A 25,777-nucleotide genomic window follows, 5' to 3' on the forward strand; every position below is an offset into this window, starting at 1 on the left:
TTCACTGCCACTGTGCTGGTTAAGATCGCGGTAACCTGCCCCTGCGCGTTACTGACCGAATTGCTCTGTTTTGTCAGGGTTAACCCGTCAACCGCTGGGTCGGTCTGCCAGTCAATGTCGATCGGGTGACCCACCACCAGATTGCCGTGCCCATCCTTCACCGTCGCCGTGAAGGTATAACTGTCGGTACCGTTGTTGTAGCGCTTCTTGTCTTTATCCACGTCCACCGTCACGCTGGCGACATAGTAACTGGTGCTGAACTCCGCAAAACTGACTTTTCCGTTCGCGTTCACCGCCGTCTGCTGGCTGGCCGTTTTCGCCGATACCTGCACATCTTTCACTGCCACTGTACTGCTTAACGTCGCGGTCACCTGTCCCTGCGCGTTACTCACCGAATTGCTCTGCTTCGTCAGTTTTAACCCGTCAGCCTTTGAATCTGTCTGCCAGTCAATGTCGATCGCTTTATCCGCTACCGGCTTGCCATGCCCATCCACCACCGTCGCCGTGAAGGTATAAATATCAGTACCGTTGTTGTAGAGCGGCCCCTCTTTATCCACCGTCACGCCGGTGACTCGATAACTGCTGCTGGACTCTGTAAAACTGACTTTTTTATCCGTAGTAACACGTTCGCCATTAATACTGACACTGACTTGTATATCGGATAATGGCGTTGTACTTGTTAATGTTGCAGTCTGTTGTCCATTTTTATCTGTTGTCTCTGAATCAGGCTTTAATTTCAATCCAGGATCTTTTTTATCCGTATCCCAAATCAATTTTGCATTTTCTATCGGCGTTTTTTTGTCAGCGCCAAACAGAGTAGCTGTATAAACATATTTCGCATTTCCATCAGCAATTAAAGGATCGGTTGTGTTAACACTCAAAGAAATATTACGTTGTAATACATGAGCTTGTATTTGCACCCTTAGCTGATCATCTTTACTTGTACCTGTTATAGTATAGTCATTTTTTCCATTAGGCTGATATTCCGGTAACTGAATGGTATAACCATGAGTACTTTCTATATTTATAATCCCGCCATTCTTCTGGAATAACTCAGGCATATCCCAAATCATATTTTTGAATGGAGTATCAGATTGAATTTGTATTGGTTTAGCCTCACCACCATAACCACTAATTTCTAATACAGGAACCAGTAACCTAAAATGTTGCGGTTTTTTCAAATAATTCAAAATAATATTATTATTTCTTTCAACTAAGTCGTAACGACTCCCTGCCAAGCTTCGTAGTGAAGAAACATTTTCTGGTGAAAGTTGTTCTGATAACGGAACACCAAATCGGTAATTCACATTGAATGAAAATATACCATCACTTTTTCCCTCTTTTCCTAATTTATAGTCAATCCCTGCTGTGATCAGTGGAATCGGGGTATAATTTACCCCAATAGTTGCCGCATAGGGATCTTTTTGTCTCTTGTTCTTTCCGAATAATGCAACATTATCACCAAAATATTGTTCATATTTTATTTTGGCACCGAGTGACGGCATTGAAGGTAAATACATGTCGGCAATAAGGTCATAACCATTGGCAGGGCGCTCATAATAATTGGTTAAATCACGGGAATTATGCCAATTACTCAGGCGAAAATATGCGTTAGCAGACATTTTTAGGTAGTTAGTCCATAGTTCACCACCCAGGCTGAATCGGCTATTATTGCCGGTTAAATCATTATCGTAAAAAGTGTTCGCCCCATACATCCAGTCATTTATAAATAAACGGCTTCCAACACCTAAATTCACGGTGTCACGGCTATCTTTATGACGATATCCATATTGACTGTAAACAAGCCAATGATCTTTATCATCATAAAAAGGAACGAGTAAGTCTACAGAACTTTCATCCAAGTGCCCATGATGATCAACTTTTAGATCAATTTTGGCTGTACCAAACTGGGATAACCATTTCTGAGTATTACTTGTTATCTGACTATTTAACTTGTTGACAATATAATCCTGGGCTAATTTTTTCGGATCTTTATTTAATAACCCAAGGAATTCGGGGCCACGAGAGAGAATTAAAGGAGGAGTATTTTGATTATCATCTTTATGACTATTTTCATATAACTGGGGTATTTTGGGTTTTTCACCACCATCGTTTTTTCCTACTATGCTTCTCTTTGATAAAAAATTACCACATCTCCTCGGCTCTGATCGCTTTTTCTCTTTATAAGTAACGTTTTCGTGCAATTTATTGCCAGCCTGCTCGGTTATCTGTTTTTTGCTATCAATATTATGCTCTATAACTGCTTTTGGGTATTCCTGACAATTTTCAATACCAATCAAAGACTTTACTGGCTCAGATAAAGCAGGATAACTTTTTAGTAGCATAATCGCTGCAAATAAAAAACAAACGATTAGCACACTCTTATTTATACTACGAAAAGTACGATTAATGTTCATCAGTAATACCATAAAGTCATTGCCGTTATATTCAGTTGTCACTACTGAGCACATTAAATTACTTTCTATGATTTTGTATAATGAAAATAAATTATCAGTCGATAACCATAAGTAATCACTTAGCAAAATAAAAGTCGTCGTAAATGCTTTCCTAATACAGCATTAAGTATTTATACCCGTCATCTTTTAAGCTGCCTCTTTGTTGGCTGCACTCGCTCACCCCGGTCACATCGTTATCTATGCTTCCGGGGATTCGTTCCCTTGCCGTCGCGATGCAACTTGAAATCCATAGGGTATATTATGATTTTTCCGGCAGTTGGACTCGAACATTAATCACTCGTCCATCGGGGATATCGCATAGTTCACCATCATTATAATAAATGACTTCTCCATTGCCATTAACGTTCTTGACGCGCCTATTTTGAGCAAATATCGGCGCATCTTTATTTTGACGATGATAACATTCGATGGTTATATTGCCATTAGATGGATCTACTGATTCACAAACCCAAATCAGATTTAACCCGTTGCTATCTGCTGGGACGATAGTACCACCGTGAATTCCCCATGCCCCATCTTTAGCGAAACCGTTGCAACCGCTAATGCGATATTTCCCTGTCTCTATCCGCTCAACAATCATACCTTCCGCTTCACGAGTGAGATCATAAGTTCCGTCTGGATGAATATTCACTACGGGGCTGGATACTTTGAGATTGCCGTTAGTATCGGCGATACAGTTATCATTAAAAACTGCAATAGGATTACCGTTATATTTTAACTTATCGCCAACTGTCAGCCTGCCATATTTTTTTTCATTGCAAATATCAAAATCCGATGATCCGTCACCTGGAAATCCAACGAATGCCGTTCTTGTTGCCCCTTCATAAAACTGCAAATATGCATGTCCGCCTGCATCGTATGCTACGTTAAAAACACCCCCAGCCCCCTTTAAATTCGCCGACCCAGCATCAATCCGACCCGCCGGAGAAACAGAGAAAACCCGATTGTTATTAATATATGCCGCCAACTCTCCACCAATTGTTAATTTGCTAGATTTTTTTTCGTTGCAAATATCAAAATTCGGCGACCCGTCACTTGGAAATCCAACATAAGCCGTTCTTTTTGCTCCCTCAATAAACTGAAAATATGCATGTTTACCCGTATCATGGGTTATGTTAAAAACTCCCGCGTTCCCCCTTATATTCGCTGACGCGGCTTCAATCCGCCCCGCAGGAGAAACAGAAAAAACCCGTTTGCCATTAATATCTATTGTATATCCGTAGGTATCAACGCTACTGCCACGCACAATACCTGTTTTAATATAATTGTCATACCAATTGTAAAGCGTAAACCCGACTATCTCATTTGTCGGTTTGGCGCCCTGTAAAGAAACTAACATCGTCGCATTACGTTCAGTGGGCAGTGTTTCAACCTGTTTAAACCTAAAATACTGTGGATAATTCCCCCCATTGGTCGATACCGCATTTTTCGCCAATTCTACTGTTTCCGATAAGCCGAGGTTTTTCACAAACGCGTTTTTGTCAGGAATATCTGCGCCATTTTGATTTTTTGCCAATCGGTTATTAGCGTTATCATTTACATCAGAAACAAGCTTCTGCGTTACCGCGAGGGTATTGCTATTACCTATTTTATCTGTGAGCTGAGTAACACCTTTTTGTGTTAATGAAGCATCTGGTACTTTTATTGCTATTTTTTGTTCTAACGCTCTATTTAATTGAACAATAAGTTTAGCTACATCCCCATCATCCAGAATATCATTGCCGGAATATGTTGCGATAAAATCAGCCACAACAGATGTTATTGTCGACGACTGACGTAATACCTTGTTGAGTAAATGAGTAGTAATATTTTCTGGTGGAAACCCCGTCTTTAAACTCCGGCTTTCTTCATATCCTTCTTGGCTCACCACATTAGCATTATTACTAATAGAAAAAGCTTTAAAATCATTTTTTTGACTCATATATCCTCCTAAAATAAAAAAACATCATTTCATAATCAACATGTTGAATTATCGTAAAAATCGTTCTGCATAATTTATTTAAATTATAGTCTATCTCGAAAAAACAATAATAAAACTTTCTTATGACTTAGGTAGTTAACTATTTTTGTACCACTGGCAACAATAAAAAATTAAATATTTTCAAACCAGAAAGATATCAAAACTATTTGTGCTTAATCTCTGTAAATGACTATTCTCCTTCCAATTTCCTCTCGAAAATTTTCGTAACAATATTTCCAAGCTTTCAAACTGAACTTTGTACTTGTAGCCGCCGACAGGTAAACTATCCTCCTTTTTGTTTTACTGTCAAAAGTGAAGAAAAATAGTGAGTAACATAAAACTAATCGTCGGTCTGGCTAATCCCGGTGCTGAATATGCCCAAACCAGACACAATGCCGGAGCCTGGTATGTTGATCTACTCGCTCGGAGCCACAATCAATCACTAAAAGAAGAGAGTAAATTTTTCGGTTACACTGCCCGGATTAATATGTGCGGTCATGATATTCGTCTGTTAGTGCCAACGACATTTATGAATCTCAGTGGTAAATCTGTCGCTGCCCTCGCCTCCTTCTACCGTATTCAGCCGGATGAAATTCTGGTGGCTCATGATGAACTCGATTTACCGCCAGGGGTGGCAAAAATGAAGCTGGGTGGTAGTCATGGCGGTCATAATGGCTTGAAAGATATTCAGAACAAATTTGGCAATAACCCTAACTTTTATCGCTTACGTATTGGTATCGGCCATCCCGGCGATAAAAATAAAGTTGTCGGTTTTGTGCTAGGCAAACCACCAGCCAATGAACAAAAGCTGATTGATGATGCGATTGATGAAGCACGGCGTTGTACTGATATCCTGATGAAACAAGATATGGATAAAGCGATCAACCGTTTACATAGCTTCAAAGCCAGCGTTTGATGACATGGAATCGATAAATCTTGTCTGTAAGATCGTGATAACCCGTCATTCCGTGTATAATGGCGCCAATTTTTTTGACTCATCGAAAAGGCTGATACAGCCTTTTGATTTATAAGTAAATTAAGGTGAAAATCATGGGATTCAAATGCGGTATCGTTGGCCTGCCTAACGTCGGAAAATCAACCTTATTCAATGCGCTGACTAAAGCCGGTATCGAAGCAGCAAACTTCCCGTTCTGCACCATTGAACCTAATACTGGTGTCGTCCCTATGCCAGATCCACGGCTTGAACAACTGGCTGAAATTGTGAAACCTCAGCGAATCTTACCAACCACAATGGAATTCGTCGATATTGCTGGTCTGGTGAAAGGTGCATCAAAAGGTGAAGGCTTGGGCAACCAGTTTTTGACTAACATTCGTGAAACAGAAGCTATCGGCCATGTTGTGCGCTGTTTTGTCAATGACAATATCATTCACGTTTCCGGTCAAGTTGATCCTGCTGCTGATATTGAGATCATTAATACCGAACTGGCTCTTTCCGATCTGGACACCTGCGAACGAGCCATTCATCGTGTCCAGAAAAAAGCCAAAGGTGGCGATAAAGATGCCAAAGCAGAATTAGCGGCACTGGAAAAATGTCTGCCTCATCTGGAACAAGCGGGTATGTTGCGGGCGTTGGATCTCAGTACCGAAGAGAAAGCGGCTATCCGCTATTTGAGTTTCCTGACGCTGAAACCCACTATGTACATCGCTAATGTCAACGAAGAGGGTTTCGAAAACAACCCTCATCTGGATGCGGTTCGTGCGATCGCAGAAAAAGAGGGGTCAGTGGTCGTACCGGTTTGTGCGGCGGTAGAAGCGGATATCGCGGAGCTGGAAGATGATGAACGCGAAGAGTTTATGGCTGAACTTGGGCTGGAAGAGCCCGGTTTAAATCGCGTTATCCGCGCTGGTTATCAGTTACTGAATCTGCAAACTTATTTCACTGCCGGCGTGAAAGAGGTTCGAGCATGGACCATCCCAGTTGGCGCAACCGCACCACAAGCAGCCGGTAAGATCCATACTGATTTTGAAAAAGGTTTTATCCGTGCACAAACCATCTCTTTTGAAGATTTCATCACTTACAAAGGTGAGCAAGGGGCAAAAGAGGCCGGTAAGATGCGTTCAGAAGGTAAAGACTATATCGTTAAAGATGGCGATGTAATGAATTTCTTGTTTAATGTCTAATTTATTTTTCATGTCTCATGACATCGCAAGATGTCTCTGAGACTGATTAAAATTCTTAGAATCCACGCAGTTGCGTGGATTCAGATCCCGACTATATATACCCAATGGATTTCAAGATGGATCGCGACGGCAAGGGAGTGAATCCCCGGGAGCATAGATAACTATGTGACCGGGGTGCGCAAGTGCAGCCAACAAAGAGGCAACTTGAAAGATGACGGGTATATATCCTATATTAACGCGATGCTCGACTTTAACGCCCTATAACATTAGCTTGTTGAAGCCAGTCGCGTTGTTTTTTTACCTTGTTTAAAATTAGCAAAAATGCCTAATGTGTGAGAAAGCACCTTTCTGGCAATTCGATTGCTCACATGCCACAGATCCCGCGCCCAGCACTTCTCGATAGTCAATTGCCCGGCGAGTTGACCAATGACCGTTTCAATTAAACGTCGTTTGGCGTTAATGCGCTTTCTCGTTTCTCTGGGGATGGGATCATCCATATTGGCACGTACCGGGGTAATCATTTCAATACCCTCTTTTTTCATTTTATATTATATATATAATATAAATATTTCCATATAAACTTATATTTTGTGACAATGATCAATGAAACAAAAAAAACAATCAATTAACATATAATTAACGTCAATGACGTTATTAAAATGAGTTACCTATTACATTTAAGCCGTATGTAATAAAAATAAATATAACTTAAATGAGGTGAACTATGAAATCCCAAAATCGTATTGATGAAATTACTCTTTCAGATATTACTCCATTAACTAAAAACGTTAAATATGCTCAGCAGGTACATGAAGAATACAACGCAATAGAAGAATTATCACTTTTGGATATTGCTCCATTAACTAAAAACGTGAAGTACGCTCAACAAATCCCTATGGAATAATTATATTATCTTGATCTTTTTTAAGATAATATAAATTTAACAAACAACAAGGTGGTGATTATTTCACTACCTTGTTAACCAAACTTTAAAGGTTATTTCATATGAATGATATTTCTAGTCTGGATTTTTCTCAAAAAATTTGGAATAAAAAACCTGCGGAATTAAATTTAACAAATATAAAATTTTCCGAAAATGAGATATTCGATTCATTAATAAAATATAAAACTTCCCTAGAAGAGTTGAAGTCCAGAAATAGTGTTTCCGAATTTATAACAGCTATAGACGGAAAGTTGACTGAAAAGCCTGTTTCAGATTTTTTGATTGAAAAAGATGAAATTAATTTTGATCAATATATCAAACGACTAGATAATTCATATATAAATCAAGAGTGGTGTATTGCATACTTTGGGTTACATGCCTCTACTCCAGTTATTTGGGATAAAGCTAAAAGTTTTGCTGATTTATTATATAGTTCACTATTTTATAGACCAAGAGGCAGAGTTGATATTGATTGTTTTTTAGGAAGATACTCATCAACTCATACAGGAATACATATAGACTATGCCCATAATTTCGCATTTACATTGAGAAATGGAAAAACAATGTATACATGGGAGCCAGAAAATAAACAATTAATGTATATCCGATATCCTCATTATGAACAATATAAATCTTCTAGTTATATACTCAATAATTCATCTGATAGAGTATGCTATTTCCCACATGATTATCTGCATGTTGCTGAGAGTAAAAACAATGTCTCTTTGGTGATCAATATTGCTTTTTGGGAATTTGATGAAAACAAAAAAAATATAAAATCATTCATAAACAATCAAATAGATAAAACAGTTGATACCTCTATTTATGAACACAATGAATATCAAGGAAATGTGTGTGTTTCTCCTGAGTTACATCAGTATCATACAAAAGGCAAAAAAATATTCGAAGAAGGTACATTAGAAAAATATTTAATAACAACTCAATTAATACGAGATACCAGTAGTTCACTTTGTGTCCCAAGACCTCCGGTACAATTTGATAAAAAAATAAGAACTGTTTTTTTTAATGGGAACTCTTTACTACAATGGTATATCATGAGTTCCAAATTGAATATACTAGTTTCTTCAAATGGGCACTGCATTTTGATAGATTATCATAAAGATACAATTAAATTGTTATATTATATCTTAGAAGGAAAAAGGATAAACTTAAATAAACTCAATGAATTCCATCAGTTGCTGGTTATAAAATTATATGAATGGGGTTGTGTAATAAATGCAGATCATTAAGATAAAATTAATATTCCATATATTATTACTATTATCAATTACATTAGGTAGCTTCTCAGATGAAGCTACTCAAGTAGCTTTAACTTTAAAACTCAACGGCATGTCTCATTCTAATGAGATCGCTATGTTATTTATCGCTTTGCTACTCGGAGGAATAGTTTCCAGTAATTTTGCCAACTTATTTTTTAGGCACATAAATATAAAAAATATAATTATTTATATATTCTATATACAAACGTTTATTATTTTTATGTCCTCCTTTTCAAGCAATATATTAGCTATGGTTATTATCTCATTTTCTCTTGGGTTTCTCGGAAGCATGTTATGGGCAGCTATATTGACAGTGCTTCCTGGTTATTTCAAGGAATTTAAAGAATTAGAAAGAGCTAATAAAATAATTCAAACAATCCGAAATTTAGGTTATGTTATAGGCCCTGCAACTGCCGGAATTATTTTTTCTAAATTTGAGAATAAAACATTTCATATAATAGGAGTATTTACTTTATTTTCTGCTTTGATACTGAGTTATTTATTAGTGTCAGGGAAAGTATTTTCAGAAAATATATCAAATGAGCATAAAACTAAAAATCATAAAAATGGATTCAGAAATACGTTAGCATTATTTAAAACCAGTAATATTAGAAATGCTCTATTTCCACTGTTTTTTACAATAATATTTACATCAGTATTAAATGTACTATTAGTTATATATGTTAATAATATAATCCATTTAGGTAATGAAAAATATGGTTATATAGTTTCTTCAATGAGCGTAGGATTAATTATTAGCCCTATATTATTAAGTGACTATTTTCTAAAATTAGGAAGGGCATCTGGTTCTTCTCTGGCTGCATCAATCATTGGCCTGGGATTAATTTTAATCAGTTTAACGTCTAATTTTTGGTATTTATTAGCCATTGGATTATTAATTGGATTAGCTAATGGTATCCAGAATACATTAATGAGTTCATTTATGATGGCAACTATTCCTGCCTCTAAAAGAGAAGAATATATGCCAGCTTATATTCTATTTATTCAATTTTCAGTTTTATTAGGATTTACTATTTCATATTATATAAAATTCTCTTACATTACAGAATCTTTGTTATTCTCAGGCATAATAACTGTATTCTTTGGTTGTGTTGGGTTTTTAATTAACAAAAAAAATCATTAAATTTAATAGGATATTGCTATGATAGCAGATACGATAAATTATAAAAAATTATTCTTCTGTGATAATACAGGAGGATATAATTGGCAAGTGGCTGAGTATATTTTTAATAGAGAGAAAAAAATCTGTATAGATAATGATTACTCTTTAAGTAAAGTAACTCCAACTCATTTTAACCGCCTAGAATTATATCCAATCAAACCGGATAATACCGTTATCGCTACAGTAAATGAGTCTTGCTTATTTTTTGAAAACACGCAAAGTATTATTGATATAAACAAAAAAAACATGCTGACCATTATAAATAATGACATTGGCAGTTATATTCAAATAGAAAATATAAAAAAAGAGGGGTTTTTAAATTTAATTAAAGACCTTAATTCTTATTTTATAATTCACAATCAGAATATTAAATTGAAATTTATTGCAATAAATTTACATCGTAATGGACTAATTCACTTAAAAAATATAAAAACAAACCCTTTTAATGAAAAAAGAGTAAGTATTATATCCGAACCTTTCACCTCGACACATATAAATAATAATGATATTTTCGCAATAAATACATTAACCGGAAGGATGATAAAAATTAATGAATATTACCTCGATATAATAAAACAGGGTTTCACCGTTAAAATATCCATAGACTTTAATAAAGAATTTGACTTTCTTGTTAAATCCGGCATTTTTAGATTAGTTTATTAAAAGGAAAAAATATGTTTAGAATAGGTATGGGAACTGAAAACTGTAGCCTTATTTTAAAAGGTTTGATAAAAATGCTCAGGCCAAATACAGTCATAGAAATTGGTGCTGGAGATTCAACTATTTCATTATTACAAGCCTTGAAAGAAACCATAGATGAATTCAATCATGATAAAGAGATAATCATGCTTAGTGAATGGAATGAAAGGCATTCTTTAATTATTCCTTTCTCTGTGGATGATTCTTATAACCCAAAATTGATCAGCATTGATGATGGTTCAGGTGAGGGCTCTTCAGCCGAAGATGTTTGGAAATATGTAGAAAATGAACCTTCACTTTCTCAATTAGTTTCATTTATAAAAAAAGATTTTCATCAGATAAAAGATTCAGAAATTTCTAATTGGGGAATGATTGATTTTGCATGGATCGATGCTGGAACTTTAGTTGATGATGTTCGATTCTTATCAAAGATTGTACCTTATTTATCATATGGTGGAATAATTTGCTTACATGAACCACTTATGACAACAACAATAAAGGAATCATCGTTAACAAAAGTAAGAACTGTCCGTAATCCCATTTGGGAGGAGATCTCAACTAATTTATCAAATGATTTTGAATTAATTACTATTCCAGAAAATCATAAATACAGGCAAGCTGGAATTGGTTTATTAAGAAAAAAAGATACATATGAATGTACTAGAAGAACATCATCATTTCAGGATGAAATGCTTACACTCAATGAACCACCAATAAAATTTGCTATTCCTGATATTATTAATAGATCTAACAATAAAATAAATAAATTCTTTAATATTTTCAATGAAGAAGAAAGCAGATTGATTTACGCGCTTATTTTGGCTGGACATAACAGAATTAATGAAGTAAAAAATAATTGTAATATTCCTATTAAAATCATAGAAAAAACAATAAAAAAATTATTAGACACTGAAATTATTTTAATGGAAGATGGAGTATTAAAAGATAACACTGAGTTTTGGAATCATTCTGTATTTAAAAATAAATATCGGCAATCTGAAAGTAAATCATGTCATAATTCAGTTTATAATACAAACACATTATTACTCATTGCTAATCAATTAAGAGATGATGTTTCTTATACAGAAGATCTTATTTCAGATTTTTGTTCTTTATTTGATGATGACTATGCCCGGCTTAGGCGTGCGCTGGTTGATAATCGCCTTCTCACCCGAAATAACGAGGGGATTTATTTTAAGGTTAAGTAAATAACCTCAGCTTTGTTTAAGAATAGCCATGTCACAAGAGCGTAGATTTAAACTCGGTTTTTTTAGGTTGGAAGGTATAAGCAATTAATCCTGATACGACTTCCAGCAAAAAACCGAGTTGGCTACGGTGCCTTGAATGCTCTATCTGAGAAATATTTTTTAGCTGGTCAACAACCGTTTCTATCAGAAAACGCTTTCTTAACATCAGCTTATCCCAGAGTGATAATGCTTTTGCTTTCATATTGCGACGGCTATTTGTGATTAAGATGAGTCCTTCTGCTTCCAAATCATTACACAGGGCTTGCGATACATAGCCTTTGTCACCATACAAATGCCCCGTTATCCCTTTCACTAACGCTTTGACAGGGCTGCGGATCGGTATTTCCTGACATCAACTTAACGGCCAACAGTTCGCCACAATCATTGATAACCAAACGAAGCTTAAAGCCATAAAACCATCCTGTACTTGCTGTGCCATACCTTCAAATACCCGATGCCGGGGAATGCGAAGGTTGTGACAAACCGCAATTTTGGTTGAGTCAATAAAAGCGATCCCGGCTGTCTTAGCCTTGCGAGTGGAATGAAAGGCACATAAGGGAATGAGAGCCCTTCTTTTCAACGTTAACATCCGCGTATAACTGACCAGCTCTGGAACATCTTGATGAAGATATTTTCTAACATGTTGAAGATAAAACGTTTTGAAATCCCGATAGTAGCTCATATGAAATAAAATCAGGATCGTCATCACTTCACTGAGTGAAAGGGAAGCCTGCCGATAACGTTTGAGTAATCCGCTTTCAATTAACTGTTGATGCCAAAGAGGCATAAATTTTTGGCAAAAATCATCGACGCCGCAGTAAAGTTCTTCTAAATTAACCATGCCTGAGGATCTCCACGATAATGTTTTCTTTAACAAAAACTTTGATCGTGCCTCAGGCACTTAGTTCCTTTATTAAGCGAAACTCACGTTATTTACTATTGACAATATGTAAAGATGTGAATATCTTTACCTTTTATATTTAGTAAAGAGGTATTTGTATGCCAATAGTTAGCCAGAAAAGGCAGGTAACGTTACCGCTTGAGCAATGTTTGATTGCCGGCATTCAGCCAGGTGATGAGTATGAGAGTTTCGTCAGCCGAAAAGGCGTCATCTCAATTGTCACAAAGCGCAGAGGGGCCGCGAAGGGGATATTAAAGGGTATCCTGGTCGATCACCAGGTGAGTGAAGAAGAATCACTTGAGAGTGCCATACACAAATGATTGCGGTAGATACAAATGTTGTTCTTAGATATCTTCTGCAAGATGACGCGAACCAGTCTCAAAAGGCCAATGCACTTTTTGAAGGCAAGCAAAAAATCTTGATCACAGATGTGGTCTTAATCGAGATAATTTGGACATTGAGAGGCAAGCGTTACTTGCTACCTAAAGAGGCGCTGATAGAAGTGTTGCACAGGCTCATTGAAGAGCCTAATGTTGTCTTCGAAGATGGTCATGCGCTCTGGTGTGCGTTGGATGACTACATCAATGCCAAACCGATTAAATGCGGCGGCAAGACTAAGCAGGCCGACTTTGCGGATGCATTGATAGTGAATAAGTCTCAGCGGTATGGCATAAAAAACAAAAAATCGGTTTCGCCGCTTTATACATTTGATAAAGCCGCCTTGGAGATCGATGGTACAGAAGAGCCTTAGAGGAAAGGCGTTATGCTGGAGTTAGCTAAAGCCCTTAAAATCCACGCGGTTACGTGGATTTTTATATATTATTCTTGTGATTTTTCCAGCAATTGCACTCGAACATTAATGACTCGTCCATCAGGAATGTCGCATAATTCACCATCATTGTAATAAACGACTTCTCCGTCACTATTAATACTCTTAACACGCCTATTTTGCGCAAATATCGGCGCATCTCTATTTTGACGATGATAACATTCGATGGTTATATCGCCACTGGCTGAATCTACCGATTCACAAACCCAAATCAGGTTTAACCCGTTGCTGTCTGCCGGGACGATAGTACCGCCGTGAATTCCCCATGCCCCATCTTTAGCAAAACCGCTGCAACCACTAATACGATATTTCCCTGTCTCTATTCGCTCGACCGTCACCCCTTCCGCTTCGCAAGTTAACTGGTAAGTTCCGTCTGGGTGAATATCTACCACTGGACTGGAGACTTTAAGGTTGCCATTAGTATCCGGCTTGGCGTTGCTTGTTGACCAGACTTTATACCACGGATTCCATTTATTGATGTTACCGTCACCATTATGCGTTCTATAGTGTAATTCGCTCTTCTGCACATATGAGGAGTGAATCATCAGCTCATAACCCTTAAAGGCCCCATACCCTCCTGAAAATCTCATTCCGGGACCATATACACCTGGACCATTTAACCCTACTGGATAGCCAAAATATGTCGAATTCTGAGGAATATGATCAAAATTATCGATTGTAGAAGCGGTATTATTCCCAACAACAACCGGCTTTGTACTAATCACTTCTAAACCGAGATTTTCCACAAATGCTTTTTTATCAGGAATGTCTGCACCATTTTGATCTTTTGCCAATCGGTTATTAGCATTATCATTTACATCAGAAACTAGCTTCTGCGTTACCGCCAGGGTATTACTGTTACCGATTTTATCCGTAAGCTGAACAACACCTTTTTGTATTAATGAAGCATTTGGTACTTCGGTCGCAATTTTTTGTTCTAACGCGCCATTTAATTGGGCGGCAAGTTTAACTATATCCCCATCGTCCAAAACATCATTGCCGGAATATGTTGCGATAAAATTAGCCACAACAGATGCTATTGTTGACGACTGACGTAATACCTTATTGAGCAAGTGAACAGTAATATCATCTGGTGGAAATCCAGTCTTTAAATCTGGGCTTTGTTCATATTCTTCTTGACTCACTATATTAGCATTATTACCAATAGAAAAAGCTTTAAAATCATTTTTAGAACTCATACACCCTCCAAAATAAAATAATATTATACCCGTCATCTTTCAAGTTGCCTCTTTGTTGGCTGCACTCACTCACCCCGGTCACATAGTTATCTATGCTCCCGAGGATTCGCTCCCTTGCCGTCGCGATCCATCTTGAAATCCATAGGGTATATTTTAATTTAACCACCGTGAAAATCATTCTCCATAATTCACTTCAATCATAGTCTAACTTAGAAAAACAATAATGGAACATTCTTACAACTTAAATTACCAACTATTTTTATAATTGATAGCAATAAAAATTAAACTCCCTAAAACCAGACATATATTAAAATCATTTCTGCCCAATATATGAAAGTGACTCTTTTCCATCCATTTCATCTCGAAAATATTTATAACAACATTTACTTTCCAAGAATAAATAAAATTAACCATGCAATAAAATGTTTTAACCAAGAAGTTAATATAATTGATCGTAATTTCCACTTGTAATTATTAATTTACAATAAATATGAAACAAAATAAATCGATAAATAATTAATAATAAAATTCATTATTAGAAAATAAAAAATAAACAGCCGGATAATATAATGTAAGATTATTCAATAAAAACAACCTAAAGCACAAATTTTATTGCAATGGACTTTACATACTACATTTTTACACTATTATTAAAAGATTAGATATATATTTTTATCTATTGATTAAGATATTCTCGGTTTTCAGGAACATATGCTTATCACATAAATAAACCCTATGTTATTGATATGAAATAAATTATAGTTTCTGAATCTGGAACTCATTTTGAGTAAAGAATGAAAATCAATTAATTATCTAATATACCCTATGGATTTCAAGATGCATCGCGACGGCAAGGGAGTGAATCCCCGAGAGCATAGCAAACTATGTGACCGGGGTGAGCGAGTGCAGCCAACAAAGAGGCAACTTGAAAGATGACGGGTATAAATCCATAAAGGAAAATAGACATGAAAGATATACTCACAAATTCTGATCATAAAATTAAAACTGTCCAAGAGTGGAGAGAATACGTTAAACACAGAGGAGAAAGATATTCTAAAACGCAGCCACATTCAGATAATATTTTTACTCATTTCCTAGAAATTGAGGATCTTTCTGATATACAAAGCCCAGCCAGTGTAGCAGCGACAAATAAATACACACTATTCGCCAAAAAATCGGCCACATCAAATAAATACCCAGTCAGTGTCACTGAGGGGCTGCAAACTATCATTAACTTATGTCGAGTGGCCTCAGGTTACGACCCGCAGGAACCAGAAGGTAATGGCAATGCGCAGAAATTCATCGCATTCACAGAAGAAATAGAAAAGGTTCCCTTTCTCTCTTTACTATGGGCAGATACCAATACGATTACCCAACAAAGTCATGACACAGATGTCTTAATCGATTCTTTTGTTGAAGCCTTTCAAGGGTTATCTCCTCAGGATAAAATTACCATTAAGACTTATTTGAAAAAGTTGATTCATACCGCTTTATCATATGCCGATCAAAAGGAAAAAAAATCCAACCTGGTACAATATGCTCTGACTAAAACCCCAAATGGGGTGTCACTCTTACTCTATTCTTCTATATTGATAATAAAGAAAGTAGATAACAAGGGTACTATTAAATTCACCTCTCATTATAATCTTTGCCAGGCAGAATATAATCTCAGCCAGAAAACGTGGGAAATAGTAAAATCTGTATTCGAGAAAGAGGATAAGATAACCATAGAATATTTAATTGATTGTATGACAACCAAAATGAAAGCATAAACTGAAAACTCTCTGTAAGTAGATTAATTGATTTATATCAACAATATTATTACCAATCTGTGCTAAGATTATTCTAATCATAGTTATTTAATAAAATTATTAAATTCAATAAAAATAGAATATAAAAGAATATAACATACGATCAGAATATATAAAAATGAATTATCTTAAAATGTGAATTTTACATCGATAAATTTTAAAAACTATATTTTAATGCTAATATGGAAATATCACATAAACAACCTTTTATCCGTGAGGAATAAGAGCCTATCCCAATAGGCGTAATTGTTGCAGGCCATTCTTATCAATGAACAGAGAACACGGACAGCGCGGAAAAACCGGAGCGTACACGTAGTACGTGAGGATTTTGAGCACTGCCCAGGTTCGCTCTTTATGGCAAAGAAGGGCAAATAAAATAGCCCTATTGGGATAGGCAGTAAGTTAAATTACACACCCTTAATATTTGATAGTGAAAAATATTCACTTATGGATATACTTAGTTCGCATAAAAATACATTTAACATTTATTAACAAAATTTAAAATAAAAATTACCAAGCTAAAAAAACAGTAATATTAAGTACACGATTATCGATTTATCTCACTGTTAAAAATAGGGTTCAACATTGTTCCCTACTTTCAACAGTACCCTAACATTCAATACCTAACTTAATAAATCTATTAAGGATAAAAATCATGGAAAATATCTTAAATAATCCTGATTATGCAGTCAAAAAAGCCCAAGAATGGATAGAACATATTGAAAAAGGAGGAACAAGATTCCTTAAAGATTGGGAGCGTTCAGGCAATATTACTATGGATTATCCTGATGCCGGAGATTATTCCGATGTACAGAGCCCGGCTAATGGCGCAGCTACAGAGGATTATACACAGCTTGAAAAAAATTCTTCCACATCATCTAGAAATCCACTCAGCATTACCGAAGGCTTACAAACTGTTATTAATATGTGCCGTGCGGTCTCAGGCTATAATCCTTTAGATCCTCAAGGCCAAGGTAATAAAAAGAATTTCTTCTCATTTACCTCAGAATTATCTGGCGTTCCATTCCTTTCTTTACTGTCAACCAGCGTACAAAATGTTATTCAAAAAAGCCATAATGCCGATGTTTTAATCAACTCTTTCCTGGAAAACTTCTTAGGATTATCTAGTCAGGAGAGAGAGCAGATGAAAACCCCACTGAGACAACTGGCTATCGCTGCATTATCCTATGCAGGCAGGAGACAAACTCAATCCAATTTCGTTCAAAGTGTTCTTGCTACATCACCAAGAGGTGGCGTGTCATTCTTCTTATATTGGTCTGAGTTTTCAATCGTCGCTTACGAAGATGATAAAGGGCTTATCGAATTCAAATCTCATTACTTCCTGCCACAAGCAGAATATAACCTGAGGTACGAATCATGGGTAAATGTAAGGCCAGCATTCGAGAAAGCACAGAAGGTATCATTAGAAGATTGGATTGATAGTATGACCACTCGGAGAAAGCAAGGAAGTAATGTAAGAGCGCTTTGTATAGAATAATGTGGTGAAATAACCCCAAAATGGTGTCTGCAAAAATGTCGTGGACACCATAAGTTTCATTGAACCATCGATAATACAGTAATTATTTTTCGTTGACCCAGTTCTCAACACGAAGGCCAGGAACCCGCTCAAATTCGCGCACATTATTAGTCACGATAATCAGCCCTTGGCTTCTGGCATGCCCCGCTATTTGATTGTCATAAGACCCTATGCGTAAACCGCCCCGTTCAAGCTCTGCGATAATCTGACCGGCATGCACAGCAGCCTTACTGTCGAAATCCAATACCTCCAACCTAGCAACGAATCCCTCAATAATCTTCATATTACTTTCTGGATTTCCCGATTTCTCTGCGCCTTTAATCAGCTCCATCAATGTCACCGTGCTGATACACAACTGATCGTGATGGAGCAGAAAAGCTTCACGCACTCTCTGGGGCTGGTTCTTGAGAGTGTAGATGCAAATACAGGTATCAAGCATGTATTTCAGCATCAGAATCCCTCTCGCTCTTGTACTGGCGGCTGCTCGCGTTCTGCCATAAAATCGGCCGTAACACTAGGGCCATCAAACCAACTGTCCCAAGACTCACCAGCCGGAGTGATTATGCGAGTATGGCCTACAGCGACAACATCAACCCACTTCACATCTTCCGGAAAAGCGACAGCTTTAGGAAGCCGGACTGCCTGAGAACGATTGCTTTTAAATACCGTTGTTTGAACCATAAAATGTTCCTCATATAGGGATATACTTACTGTATATCCATGATAAGCACTAAAAAGAGCGTGTCAACAAGATGTACCCAATTTTTCTTAATTGAACACTCTGAGGGTATTGGCTCTGATCTATATAAATCACTAAACAACTATAGCCAGAACCCCGCATCGCTACGCCTTTCCACATTCAGACAGTAAACTATGGCAAATATTGCCTAAAGCCTGCATCGCACGTTCCATTTCCTGATTCCAATCAAAAGAGGCATTCAGACGAAAGGCATGGTTAAACTGTTCACTGGTACAAAACATACTGCCCGGCGCAATACTGATCCCTTCTGCCAATGCCAGTTGATAAAGCCGCTGTGCATTGAACAATGGCTCAAATTCCAACCAGAGGAAATAACCACCTTTAGGGCGATTCACTTTGACTGAAACAGGCATATAGTCACCAATTGCTCGTAACATCAGTTGCTGACGTTGCTCCAATGTGCGACGAAGGCGACGTAAGTGGTTGTCATATCCCCCCTCAGCAAGATAATCCGCAATTGCCAATTGCGTCGGCATGCTGGCAGAAACGGTACTCATCATTTGTAACTGTTGGATTCTCTTGGCATGTTTTCCTGCTGCAACCCAACCCACACGGAATCCCGGTGCCAGACATTTAGAAAACGAGGAGCAGTGCATAAAGTTGTTTTCACTGTCTAACCCTTTCGCCGGTACAGGCCGTTGCTGATCGAAATAGAGTTCACCATAAACATCATCTTCAATCAGTACCACCTGATTACTGTTCAGGATATTCACCAGCCGTAATTTACTTTCAGCAGACATCGTTCCCCCAAGCGGGTTCTGAAAGTGAGTCATTAACCAACAGGCTTTTATTGGGTATTTCTGAATGACCTCCTCCAGCGCATCCAAATCAATACCGTTTTGTGGATCAGTTTTGATGGCTACCGCTTTCAGACGTAAACGTTCAATGGCCTGTAAAGCACCGTAAAAAGCCGGTGATTCAATCACCACCCAATCCCCCGGCTCAGTCACCGATTGTAAACTGAAACTCAGTGATTCCATCGCACCAGCGGTAATGACAATTTCATCAGGAGAGACATGAATACCGTGCATTGCATAACGGCGCGATATGTTACGGCGTAACTTATCATTACCCGGCGGTAAATTGGCTAAAGCGCTATGCGGTGCTATTCGCCTGGCAGCGGCCGCTAACGCTTTGGAAAGTTTAGGTTGAATCAATAAGGATGGGTCTGGAAATGCTGAACCAAACGGAATAATCGCAGGATCTTTGCACGCCTGTAATACATCAAAAATAGAAGCGCTTATTTCTACGCTTTCACTTAAATGTAATCGCTTTCCTCCTTTTGCCGCGGCAAAGGGCTGCAAACGTTTGGCGACGTAATAACCCGATTGAGGGCGGGAAATGATCCATCCCTGACTCTCTAATAATTGATACGATTGAACAACGGTCATCAAACTCAAACCCGATAATTTCACTGATTCCCTCAGTGAAGGTAATCTATCTCCCACCAGCCAGGTACCATCTTCAATATGTTGGAGAATTTGCCTGGCAAATTGTTCATAACGTTTCATTAATTTAGATCTCCCCGCAAACTGTTATAGTCAATATACAAAAAACTGTCACTATTATAGTCATTTTTTTCATGCTTTACTTGTCCGCATACATTTCCTGCCTTTATTTAAATTAAAAATAAGAGGTCACTATGTTTGGTTTAAGTGCCCTGGAACTGGCCAGAATTCAGTTCGCGTTTACCGTCTCCTTTCACATTATCTTTCCGGCGATTACCATCGGGCTGGCAAGTTTTTTAGCCGTACTAGAAGGGTTATGGCTGAAAACGCGTAATGCTGATTACAAAGTGCTATATCATTTCTGGTCGAAAATTTTTGCTGTTAACTTCGGTATGGGCGTGGTTTCCGGTCTGGTTATGGCTTACCAGTTCGGCACTAACTGGAGTTTTTTCTCTGATTTTGCCGGTTCGATCACGGGTCCATTACTGACTTACGAAGTACTGACCGCATTCTTTCTTGAAGCGGGCTTTCTCGGCGTTATGTTATTTGGCTGGGATCGTGTAGGTGAAAAATTACATTTCTTCGCCACCTTTATGGTTGCGCTAGGTACTCTGATATCCACTTTTTGGATACTGGCTTCCAATAGCTGGATGCAAACCCCGCAAGGTCACGAAATTGTCAATAATCAGGTCGTCCCCGTCGACTGGCTGGCAGTGATATTTAATCCCTCCTTTCCCTATCGTCTGGCTCATATGTCTACTGCGGCCTTCCTCGCCTCAGCATTCTTTATTGCAGCTTCAGCGGCATGGCATTTATTAAAAGGCAATGACTCGGCAGCAATGAAAAAAATGCTATCCATGTCGATGTGGATGATCTTGATTATTGCGCCTTTGCAGGCATTGATTGGTGATGCTCACGGTCTCAACACCCTCAAACATCAACCCGCTAAAGTCGCGGCAATGGAAGGCCACTGGGAAAATCTTCCCGGTGAAGCAACGCCGCTGATCCTGTTTGGTATCCCGGATATGGAGCGGGAAGAGACGCGTTATGCCGTCGAAATTCCTTATCTCGCCAGTCTAATTTTAACTCACAGTATAGATAAGCAGGTTCCAGCGCTTAAGGAATTTCCACCGGAAGACAGACCCAATGCGCTTATGGTTTTCTGGTCATTTAGAGTGATGGTCGGACTCGGTGTGTTGATGATAGTTGCCGGCTTTTGGGGGCTTTGGCTGCGCTATAAGAGACGACTTTATCAGTCAAAAAGCTTCCTGCGCTTTATATTCTTGATGGCACCTTCCGGCCTGATCGCCATTCTTGCCGGCTGGTTTACCACAGAAATAGGCCGTCAACCGTGGGTAGTTTATGGCCCGTTGCGCACCAAAGATGCCGTATCCGCACACGGTGAAATACATATGAGCATCAGTTTGTTGCTTTTTATCGCGGTTTACAGCTCGGTATTCGGTGTGGGTTACGCCTATATGATGAAACTTATCCGCAAAGGTCCCAAAAAGGAGCTAAAAAATGGGTATTGATCTGCCGTTAATCTGGTTCATTATCATTGTATTCAGCATCATGATGTACATTGTCATGGATGGTTTTGATCTTGGGATTGGGCTGCTCTATCCCACGGTTAAAAGCGATAAGGAGCGTGATTTAATGATGAACAGTGTGGCGCCGGTATGGGATGGTAACGAAACCTGGTTAGTGCTTGGCGGCGCAGGTTTATTCGGTGCTTTTCCTTTGGCTTATGCCGTTATTGTTGATGCATTAACGATCCCCCTGACATTAATGTTATTTGGTCTGATCTTCCGCGGTGTCGCCTTTGAATTTCGTTTCAAATGCGCGCCTGAGCATCGTCATATCTGGGACAAAGCTTTTATCGGCGGCTCTGTGATGGCGACGTTTGCTCAGGGCGTGGTGGTGGGCGCCTTTATTCAAGGGTTCCCGGTGGAAAACCGAACTTACACCGGCGGCTATTTTGATTGGTTCTCACCCTTCCCCCTATTTTGTGGTTTTGGCCTGATAATTGCTTACGCAGTGTTAGGCTGTGGCTGGCTAATTATGAAAACCGAAGGTCACCTACAACAAGAGATGTACCGAGTCGCCCGTCCGCTCACTTTTCTGATGCTGACAGTTATCGCCATTATCAGTTTATGGACACCATTCATTCATCCGGCAATAACTGAACGTTGGTTCAGCTTACCTAACCTGTTGTTCTTCCTTCCCGTGCCACTGTTAGTGGTCTGGTCTGGCTGGAAACTACTGCATTCCATCAAACGTAAAGCTCATTACACACCGTTTCTGGTAGCACTATTGTTAGTTTTCCTTGGCTACAGTGGGTTAGGTATCAGTATCTGGCCTAACTTGATCCCACCGACCATTAGCTACGAAACTGCGGCAGCACCGCAACAAAGTTTAGGTTTTATGCTGGTCGGCGCCCTACTTATCATTCCAGTGATCCTGGTTTACACCTATTGGAGCTACTACGTTTTTCGGGGGAAAGTTAACCATGAACAAGGCTACCACTAATCAAAACACCCCACGCCCTTCTGTATGGAAACGGATAGGCTGGATGGCAATGATCTGGTTATGCAGTGTGATGGCTCTTTTTGCTGTTTCCACGCTATTTCGTCTTCTGATGACAGCAGCAGGTATGAAATTGAAGTAATTATTAACACTATTTAACAAATTGAGCTAAAGTTTTCATCAGTATTGCAGAACGGAATCTTAACCTGATGAAAACAAGTTCAAATAACACCATCTTCAAAAACCAAAAACTGTTTGTAATCAACTCTGTTATAAATTTATTTTTACTTTTTATACTGTTGTTGATTAATAAACCGTCGATTCCAGATTTAATTTTACCGTTATTGATAATGTTGAGTATTACAAATGTCTACTTTCTGATAAAAGTGGTACATCACTCTGCTCCTGTCAAAGAATGGCAACATGCAAGATACAAAGCAGAAATCAACGCACTGAAACAAAAAAATGGCTATTTGGATTTCCTCTGTCAAAGCCATTTCAAACTACAAAATTGTAAACTGCTACCTGAAAAGCTTCAGGAGATTTTTTCTCACCTCAATCGCCTAATCCCTTTCTGTGAAGCCAAAATCATCTTTTATCCATCACAACAAGAATATTTCTTTCGCAATCCCCACCAATGTCCCTACTTTGATATGCCGCTGATTATGAGATGGAATCTAGATGATAACATTGATAGCTATGGGATACTCTGGATAAAAACACACAGAAATAGTGATCTCACTCCTGATGAAAAAAAACTGGTCCAGGATATAGTGACTTTAATGACAAATAAACTATTACGGGAAAATCAGATCCAATGCCAACACCAGAGTATGTTGGCCGCGGAGAGAGCCGCTATTTCTCGTGAACTCCACGATTCCATTGCCCAATCCCTCTCTTTCCTTAAGATTCAAGTTAATTGCCTATATATCGGCAGTGATAATTTACCCAAGCAAAGTTTAACCTCGCTGAATATGATTAAAGATGAGTTGAATATTGCTTATCGTCAGCTCAGAGAATTACTGGCAACTTTCAGGAACGAACAACCTCAATGTAATCTACAAGAATCTTTACAGACCTTGATTAATGAATTTAACCACCGTCTAGGCTTCAATATTGAATTCAATTACCGCCTGACACATCAACACATTCCTGACAGTTATAGCAAGCATTTGATACAAATCATTAGGGAATGTCTGAACAACTGTTATAAGCATGCCGATGCCAATTGGATCAGTATCCATATTTATCCTGTCGATGAAAAAATCATTACAGTTGTCAGTGACAATGGTCGAGGCATTAATTTGAATTCCGCTAATAAAAACAAATTTGGGCTGGCTATTATGCAAGACAGAGTTTCTATCCTAGGTGGGCAATTACAGATAAAAAACCGTAAACATGGTGGTACAGAAGTAGAAATTCAATTTTCAGTGGATTGAAAAAGGCAGATAAATCCCATTATTGACGGCAACGCAATTTGTTGAATGATAATAATTAGCATTTGCGTTAATTACTGTTACACTAACATTGGCTTTATCAGATAATAACCTTCGGTAAGTTTTCCAGAGGAATTTTACGTGACCAATAGAACAATTGAAGAAAAAAACATTTACCGGCCTGCACCACCTAGACTTGTTCAGGTAAAAAACATTTTCGACGTGACACCTAATATGCGCAGCATGACTTTCACCAGTGAATGTCTGGATAGTTATCCCACTGAATGTGAAGGCGGACACTTAAAGATATTCTTACCGCTTCCGGGGCAGACCAAACCGGTGTTACCGACTTTATCTCCAGAAGGCCCAATATGGCCGCCGAGTGAACTGCGCCCAATAACGCGCACTTACTCGGTTCGGGCTATTCGTACCGAACAAAAAGAGATCGATATTGAATTTGCACTACACCACCATGGCGGCCCGGCAGTGGAATTTGCTTATAGAGCCCAAATTGGTGACTGGATCGGTATCACTAACCCCGGTGGCCCAGATCCATTACTGCCAAAAGTCAGCCACTACTATATGGCCGGCGACCCAAGCTCCCTGCCTGCTATTGCGGCGCTATTGGAAACAGTAAAACCAGATGCGACCGGGCAAGTCATTATGCGTATCGAAAGTGAGCAAGATATTCAGGAATTAAAAAAACCGGCAGGAATAGCCATTCACTGGATCACTGGTGATGTTGAAATAACTGACAAAATCATATCTGAATTCAAATCCTGGTCATTACCAACAGAAGATGTCACTTTCTGGCTTGCTGGTGAAGATAAGCTGGTAAAAGAACTTCGTCGCTATATTCGCCGAGAAAAAGGCTATGAACGCCACCAGCTATATGCCATTCCTTATTGGAAGCATGGCTTTGATGAGGAAGGTTATCATGTCCTGCGTCATGAAGTGGTGGATAGCGACGATTAAGAACCTTATTTAATCCCCCCTCACTTACTGCAATCAGAAAGTGAGGGAATCAGCGATATTGATATTATCAGCAACATCACTTTAAACGAGGTTTTTAAAATCGAAGAAATGCGATTGACGATAACTCAATCCCTATTGAGTTTGTAACACTTTCTTACAAATCTATTTTTTCATAGATTTAAAAAATGAAAATTTTCTCTTGCTATTTACTGATGATTTAATAATCATAACTTGAGTTCCATCATATGGACAGTATGAAGGAAATTACAACTCCTGTTCCCTTTATTCAAAGGGATTAATTGATGGGAATACAATTCTGTCTTCCTGTCGTTCAACTCACTATTACTCACAGCATAAGCGGTGTTTCTTATCTGTGGTAATAGGATTTTTACTATCTTGTTTCTTTAGTGACGCAATCAATCAC

General features: G+C 38.3%; 23 protein-coding genes and 2 pseudogenes. 16 read left to right on the top strand and 9 right to left on the bottom strand.

The features are described 5' to 3' along the window. Nucleotides 1-2,459, bottom strand: a 2,459-nt coding sequence (locus LGZ98_RS15360) for an inverse autotransporter beta domain-containing protein (protein WP_262978249.1), incomplete at its 3' end; no start/stop codon positions are given. Nucleotides 2,460-2,715: 256 nt separating this feature from the next. Continuing rightward, nucleotides 2,716-4,398, bottom strand: coding sequence for a phage tail protein (locus LGZ98_RS15365; RefSeq protein WP_262978250.1), 1,683 nt, complete (start codon nucleotides 4,396-4,398; stop codon nucleotides 2,716-2,718). 364 nt (nucleotides 4,399-4,762) lie between these two features. Between LGZ98_RS15365 and pth the strand changes: the two genes are divergently transcribed. Together pth and ychF are read left to right on the top strand one after the other, a co-directional pair. Next, complete coding sequence (gene pth, locus LGZ98_RS15370) at nucleotides 4,763-5,353, top strand: aminoacyl-tRNA hydrolase (protein ID WP_113024373.1); 591 nt, start codon at nucleotides 4,763-4,765, stop codon at nucleotides 5,351-5,353. A 134-nt stretch (nucleotides 5,354-5,487) separates the two neighbouring features. Next, nucleotides 5,488-6,579 carry a redox-regulated ATPase YchF gene (ychF, locus tag LGZ98_RS15375; protein WP_113040690.1) on the top strand — a complete coding sequence of 364 codons (1,092 nt, stop codon included), beginning with the start codon at nucleotides 5,488-5,490 and terminating at the stop codon, nucleotides 6,577-6,579. 250 nt (nucleotides 6,580-6,829) lie between these two features. Here the strand turns inward: ychF and LGZ98_RS15380 are convergent. Further along, nucleotides 6,830-7,124 (bottom strand): annotated as a pseudogene (locus LGZ98_RS15380) (transposase); the annotation flags it as partial. Between the two features lie 179 nt (nucleotides 7,125-7,303). Here LGZ98_RS15380 and LGZ98_RS15385 point away from each other — a divergent pair. From LGZ98_RS15385 to LGZ98_RS15405, 5 genes are all read left to right on the top strand, one after another. Further along, nucleotides 7,304-7,483 (top strand): hypothetical protein, encoded by a 180-nt coding sequence (locus LGZ98_RS15385; protein ID WP_113040691.1) that lies wholly within the window; start codon nucleotides 7,304-7,306, stop codon nucleotides 7,481-7,483. A gap of 101 nt (nucleotides 7,484-7,584) precedes the next feature. Then, the gene (locus LGZ98_RS15390) at nucleotides 7,585-8,772 is read left to right on the top strand and encodes a hypothetical protein (RefSeq protein WP_113040692.1); all 1,188 of its coding nucleotides are present in this window, start codon (nucleotides 7,585-7,587) and stop codon (nucleotides 8,770-8,772) included. Next, on the top strand, nucleotides 8,759-9,946 hold the full coding sequence (locus LGZ98_RS15395; protein ID WP_113040693.1) for an MFS transporter: 1,188 nt from the start codon (nucleotides 8,759-8,761) through the stop codon (nucleotides 9,944-9,946). Before LGZ98_RS15390 ends, LGZ98_RS15395 begins: the two co-directional genes overlap by 14 nt. A gap of 18 nt (nucleotides 9,947-9,964) precedes the next feature. Further along, nucleotides 9,965-10,648 carry a hypothetical protein gene (locus tag LGZ98_RS15400; protein ID WP_262978251.1) on the top strand — a complete coding sequence of 228 codons (684 nt, stop codon included), beginning with the start codon at nucleotides 9,965-9,967 and terminating at the stop codon, nucleotides 10,646-10,648. 11 nt (nucleotides 10,649-10,659) lie between these two features. Next, nucleotides 10,660-11,892, top strand: coding sequence for a DUF2087 domain-containing protein (locus LGZ98_RS15405; protein ID WP_113040695.1), 1,233 nt, complete (start codon nucleotides 10,660-10,662; stop codon nucleotides 11,890-11,892). Between the two features lie 31 nt (nucleotides 11,893-11,923). On the opposite strand, the pseudogene LGZ98_RS15410 reads toward LGZ98_RS15405, so the two are convergent. Continuing rightward, nucleotides 11,924-12,772 (bottom strand): annotated as a pseudogene (locus LGZ98_RS15410) (IS982 family transposase). A gap of 158 nt (nucleotides 12,773-12,930) precedes the next feature. Here LGZ98_RS15410 and LGZ98_RS15415 point away from each other — a divergent pair. Then, the gene (locus LGZ98_RS15415) at nucleotides 12,931-13,152 is read left to right on the top strand and encodes an AbrB family transcriptional regulator (RefSeq protein WP_262978252.1); all 222 of its coding nucleotides are present in this window, start codon (nucleotides 12,931-12,933) and stop codon (nucleotides 13,150-13,152) included. Next, nucleotides 13,149-13,583, top strand: a complete 435-nt coding sequence (locus LGZ98_RS15420) for a type II toxin-antitoxin system VapC family toxin (RefSeq protein ID WP_113040696.1) — start codon at nucleotides 13,149-13,151, stop codon at nucleotides 13,581-13,583. Before LGZ98_RS15415 ends, LGZ98_RS15420 begins: the two co-directional genes overlap by 4 nt. 68 nt (nucleotides 13,584-13,651) lie before the next feature. On the opposite strand, the gene LGZ98_RS15425 is transcribed toward LGZ98_RS15420, so the two are convergent. Beyond that, nucleotides 13,652-14,860 (bottom strand): phage tail protein, encoded by a 1,209-nt coding sequence (locus LGZ98_RS15425; protein ID WP_262978253.1) that lies wholly within the window; start codon nucleotides 14,858-14,860, stop codon nucleotides 13,652-13,654. Further along, nucleotides 14,850-15,026, bottom strand: a complete 177-nt coding sequence (locus LGZ98_RS15430) for a hypothetical protein (protein WP_262978254.1) — start codon at nucleotides 15,024-15,026, stop codon at nucleotides 14,850-14,852. Before LGZ98_RS15430 ends, LGZ98_RS15425 begins: the two co-directional genes overlap by 11 nt. Before the next feature lie 799 nt (nucleotides 15,027-15,825). Here LGZ98_RS15430 and LGZ98_RS15435 point away from each other — a divergent pair. Both LGZ98_RS15435 and LGZ98_RS15440 read left to right on the top strand, forming a co-directional pair. Beyond that, nucleotides 15,826-16,632 carry a hypothetical protein gene (locus LGZ98_RS15435; RefSeq protein WP_262978255.1) on the top strand — a complete coding sequence of 269 codons (807 nt, stop codon included), beginning with the start codon at nucleotides 15,826-15,828 and terminating at the stop codon, nucleotides 16,630-16,632. Nucleotides 16,633-17,326: 694 nt separating this feature from the next. Further along, complete coding sequence (locus LGZ98_RS15440; RefSeq protein ID WP_113040699.1) at nucleotides 17,327-18,169, top strand: hypothetical protein; 843 nt, start codon at nucleotides 17,327-17,329, stop codon at nucleotides 18,167-18,169. Nucleotides 18,170-18,251: 82 nt separating this feature from the next. Here the strand turns inward: LGZ98_RS15440 and vapC are convergent, their stop codons facing one another. The 3 genes from vapC to LGZ98_RS15455 form a co-directional block, all read right to left on the bottom strand. After that, nucleotides 18,252-18,659 carry a type II toxin-antitoxin system tRNA(fMet)-specific endonuclease VapC gene (gene vapC / locus LGZ98_RS15445; protein WP_262978256.1) on the bottom strand — a complete coding sequence of 136 codons (408 nt, stop codon included), beginning with the start codon at nucleotides 18,657-18,659 and terminating at the stop codon, nucleotides 18,252-18,254. After that, nucleotides 18,659-18,889, bottom strand: a complete 231-nt coding sequence (vapB, locus tag LGZ98_RS15450) for a type II toxin-antitoxin system VapB family antitoxin (protein ID WP_110090524.1) — start codon at nucleotides 18,887-18,889, stop codon at nucleotides 18,659-18,661. The genes vapC and vapB overlap by 1 nt, the downstream gene beginning before the upstream one ends. A 162-nt stretch (nucleotides 18,890-19,051) precedes the next feature. Next, a complete protein-coding gene (locus LGZ98_RS15455) occupies nucleotides 19,052-20,479 on the bottom strand; it encodes an aminotransferase-like domain-containing protein (RefSeq protein WP_262978257.1) in 1,428 nt (475 codons plus the stop codon). 131 nt (nucleotides 20,480-20,610) lie between these two features. On the opposite strand from LGZ98_RS15455, the gene LGZ98_RS15460 reads away from it, so the two are divergent. The 5 genes from LGZ98_RS15460 (at nucleotide 20,611) to LGZ98_RS15480 (ending at nucleotide 25,353) form a co-directional block, all read left to right on the top strand. After that, a complete protein-coding gene (locus LGZ98_RS15460) occupies nucleotides 20,611-21,948 on the top strand; it encodes a cytochrome ubiquinol oxidase subunit I (protein ID WP_262978258.1) in 1,338 nt (445 codons plus the stop codon). Next, the gene (gene cydB / locus LGZ98_RS15465; RefSeq protein ID WP_262978259.1) at nucleotides 21,938-22,945 is read left to right on the top strand and encodes a cytochrome d ubiquinol oxidase subunit II; all 1,008 of its coding nucleotides are present in this window, start codon (nucleotides 21,938-21,940) and stop codon (nucleotides 22,943-22,945) included. Before LGZ98_RS15460 ends, cydB begins: the two co-directional genes overlap by 11 nt. Next, nucleotides 22,926-23,084 (top strand): DUF2474 domain-containing protein, encoded by a 159-nt coding sequence (locus LGZ98_RS15470; protein ID WP_071824106.1) that lies wholly within the window; start codon nucleotides 22,926-22,928, stop codon nucleotides 23,082-23,084. Before cydB ends, LGZ98_RS15470 begins: the two co-directional genes overlap by 20 nt. Nucleotides 23,085-23,292: 208 nt before the next feature. Next, nucleotides 23,293-24,381 carry a histidine kinase gene (locus LGZ98_RS15475; RefSeq protein WP_262978260.1) on the top strand — a complete coding sequence of 363 codons (1,089 nt, stop codon included), beginning with the start codon at nucleotides 23,293-23,295 and terminating at the stop codon, nucleotides 24,379-24,381. A gap of 138 nt (nucleotides 24,382-24,519) precedes the next feature. Further along, nucleotides 24,520-25,353 (top strand): siderophore-interacting protein, encoded by an 834-nt coding sequence (locus LGZ98_RS15480; protein ID WP_228902294.1) that lies wholly within the window; start codon nucleotides 24,520-24,522, stop codon nucleotides 25,351-25,353. Nucleotides 25,354-25,777: the final 424 nt, after the last annotated feature.

The organism is Photorhabdus kayaii (assembly GCF_025384895.1).
Classification (GTDB): Bacteria; Pseudomonadota; Gammaproteobacteria; order Enterobacterales; family Enterobacteriaceae; genus Photorhabdus; species Photorhabdus kayaii.

Excerpts from the sequence above, each read along its gene's own strand:
- LGZ98_RS15365 (WP_262978250.1), bottom strand. The coding sequence starts at position 4,398 with ATGAGTCAAAAAAATGATTTTAAAGCTTTTTCTATTAGTAATAATGCT.
- ychF (WP_113040690.1), top strand. The coding sequence starts at position 5,488 with ATGGGATTCAAATGCGGTATCGTTGGCCTGCCTAACGTCGGAAAATCA.
- LGZ98_RS15385 (WP_113040691.1), top strand. The coding sequence starts at position 7,304 with ATGAAATCCCAAAATCGTATTGATGAAATTACTCTTTCAGATATTACT.
- LGZ98_RS15390 (WP_113040692.1), top strand. The coding sequence starts at position 7,585 with ATGAATGATATTTCTAGTCTGGATTTTTCTCAAAAAATTTGGAATAAA.
- LGZ98_RS15395 (WP_113040693.1), top strand. The coding sequence starts at position 8,759 with ATGCAGATCATTAAGATAAAATTAATATTCCATATATTATTACTATTA.
- LGZ98_RS15400 (WP_262978251.1), top strand. The coding sequence starts at position 9,965 with ATGATAGCAGATACGATAAATTATAAAAAATTATTCTTCTGTGATAAT.
- LGZ98_RS15405 (WP_113040695.1), top strand. The coding sequence starts at position 10,660 with ATGTTTAGAATAGGTATGGGAACTGAAAACTGTAGCCTTATTTTAAAA.
- LGZ98_RS15415 (WP_262978252.1), top strand. The coding sequence starts at position 12,931 with ATGCCAATAGTTAGCCAGAAAAGGCAGGTAACGTTACCGCTTGAGCAA.
- LGZ98_RS15420 (WP_113040696.1), top strand. The coding sequence starts at position 13,149 with ATGATTGCGGTAGATACAAATGTTGTTCTTAGATATCTTCTGCAAGAT.
- LGZ98_RS15425 (WP_262978253.1), bottom strand. The coding sequence starts at position 14,860 with ATGAGTTCTAAAAATGATTTTAAAGCTTTTTCTATTGGTAATAATGCT.
- LGZ98_RS15435 (WP_262978255.1), top strand. The coding sequence starts at position 15,826 with ATGAAAGATATACTCACAAATTCTGATCATAAAATTAAAACTGTCCAA.
- LGZ98_RS15440 (WP_113040699.1), top strand. The coding sequence starts at position 17,327 with ATGGAAAATATCTTAAATAATCCTGATTATGCAGTCAAAAAAGCCCAA.
- vapC (WP_262978256.1), bottom strand. The coding sequence starts at position 18,659 with ATGCTGAAATACATGCTTGATACCTGTATTTGCATCTACACTCTCAAG.
- vapB (WP_110090524.1), bottom strand. The coding sequence starts at position 18,889 with ATGGTTCAAACAACGGTATTTAAAAGCAATCGTTCTCAGGCAGTCCGG.
- LGZ98_RS15455 (WP_262978257.1), bottom strand. The coding sequence starts at position 20,479 with ATGAAACGTTATGAACAATTTGCCAGGCAAATTCTCCAACATATTGAA.
- LGZ98_RS15460 (WP_262978258.1), top strand. The coding sequence starts at position 20,611 with ATGTTTGGTTTAAGTGCCCTGGAACTGGCCAGAATTCAGTTCGCGTTT.
- cydB (WP_262978259.1), top strand. The coding sequence starts at position 21,938 with ATGGGTATTGATCTGCCGTTAATCTGGTTCATTATCATTGTATTCAGC.
- LGZ98_RS15470 (WP_071824106.1), top strand. The coding sequence starts at position 22,926 with ATGAACAAGGCTACCACTAATCAAAACACCCCACGCCCTTCTGTATGG.
- LGZ98_RS15475 (WP_262978260.1), top strand. The coding sequence starts at position 23,293 with ATGTTGAGTATTACAAATGTCTACTTTCTGATAAAAGTGGTACATCAC.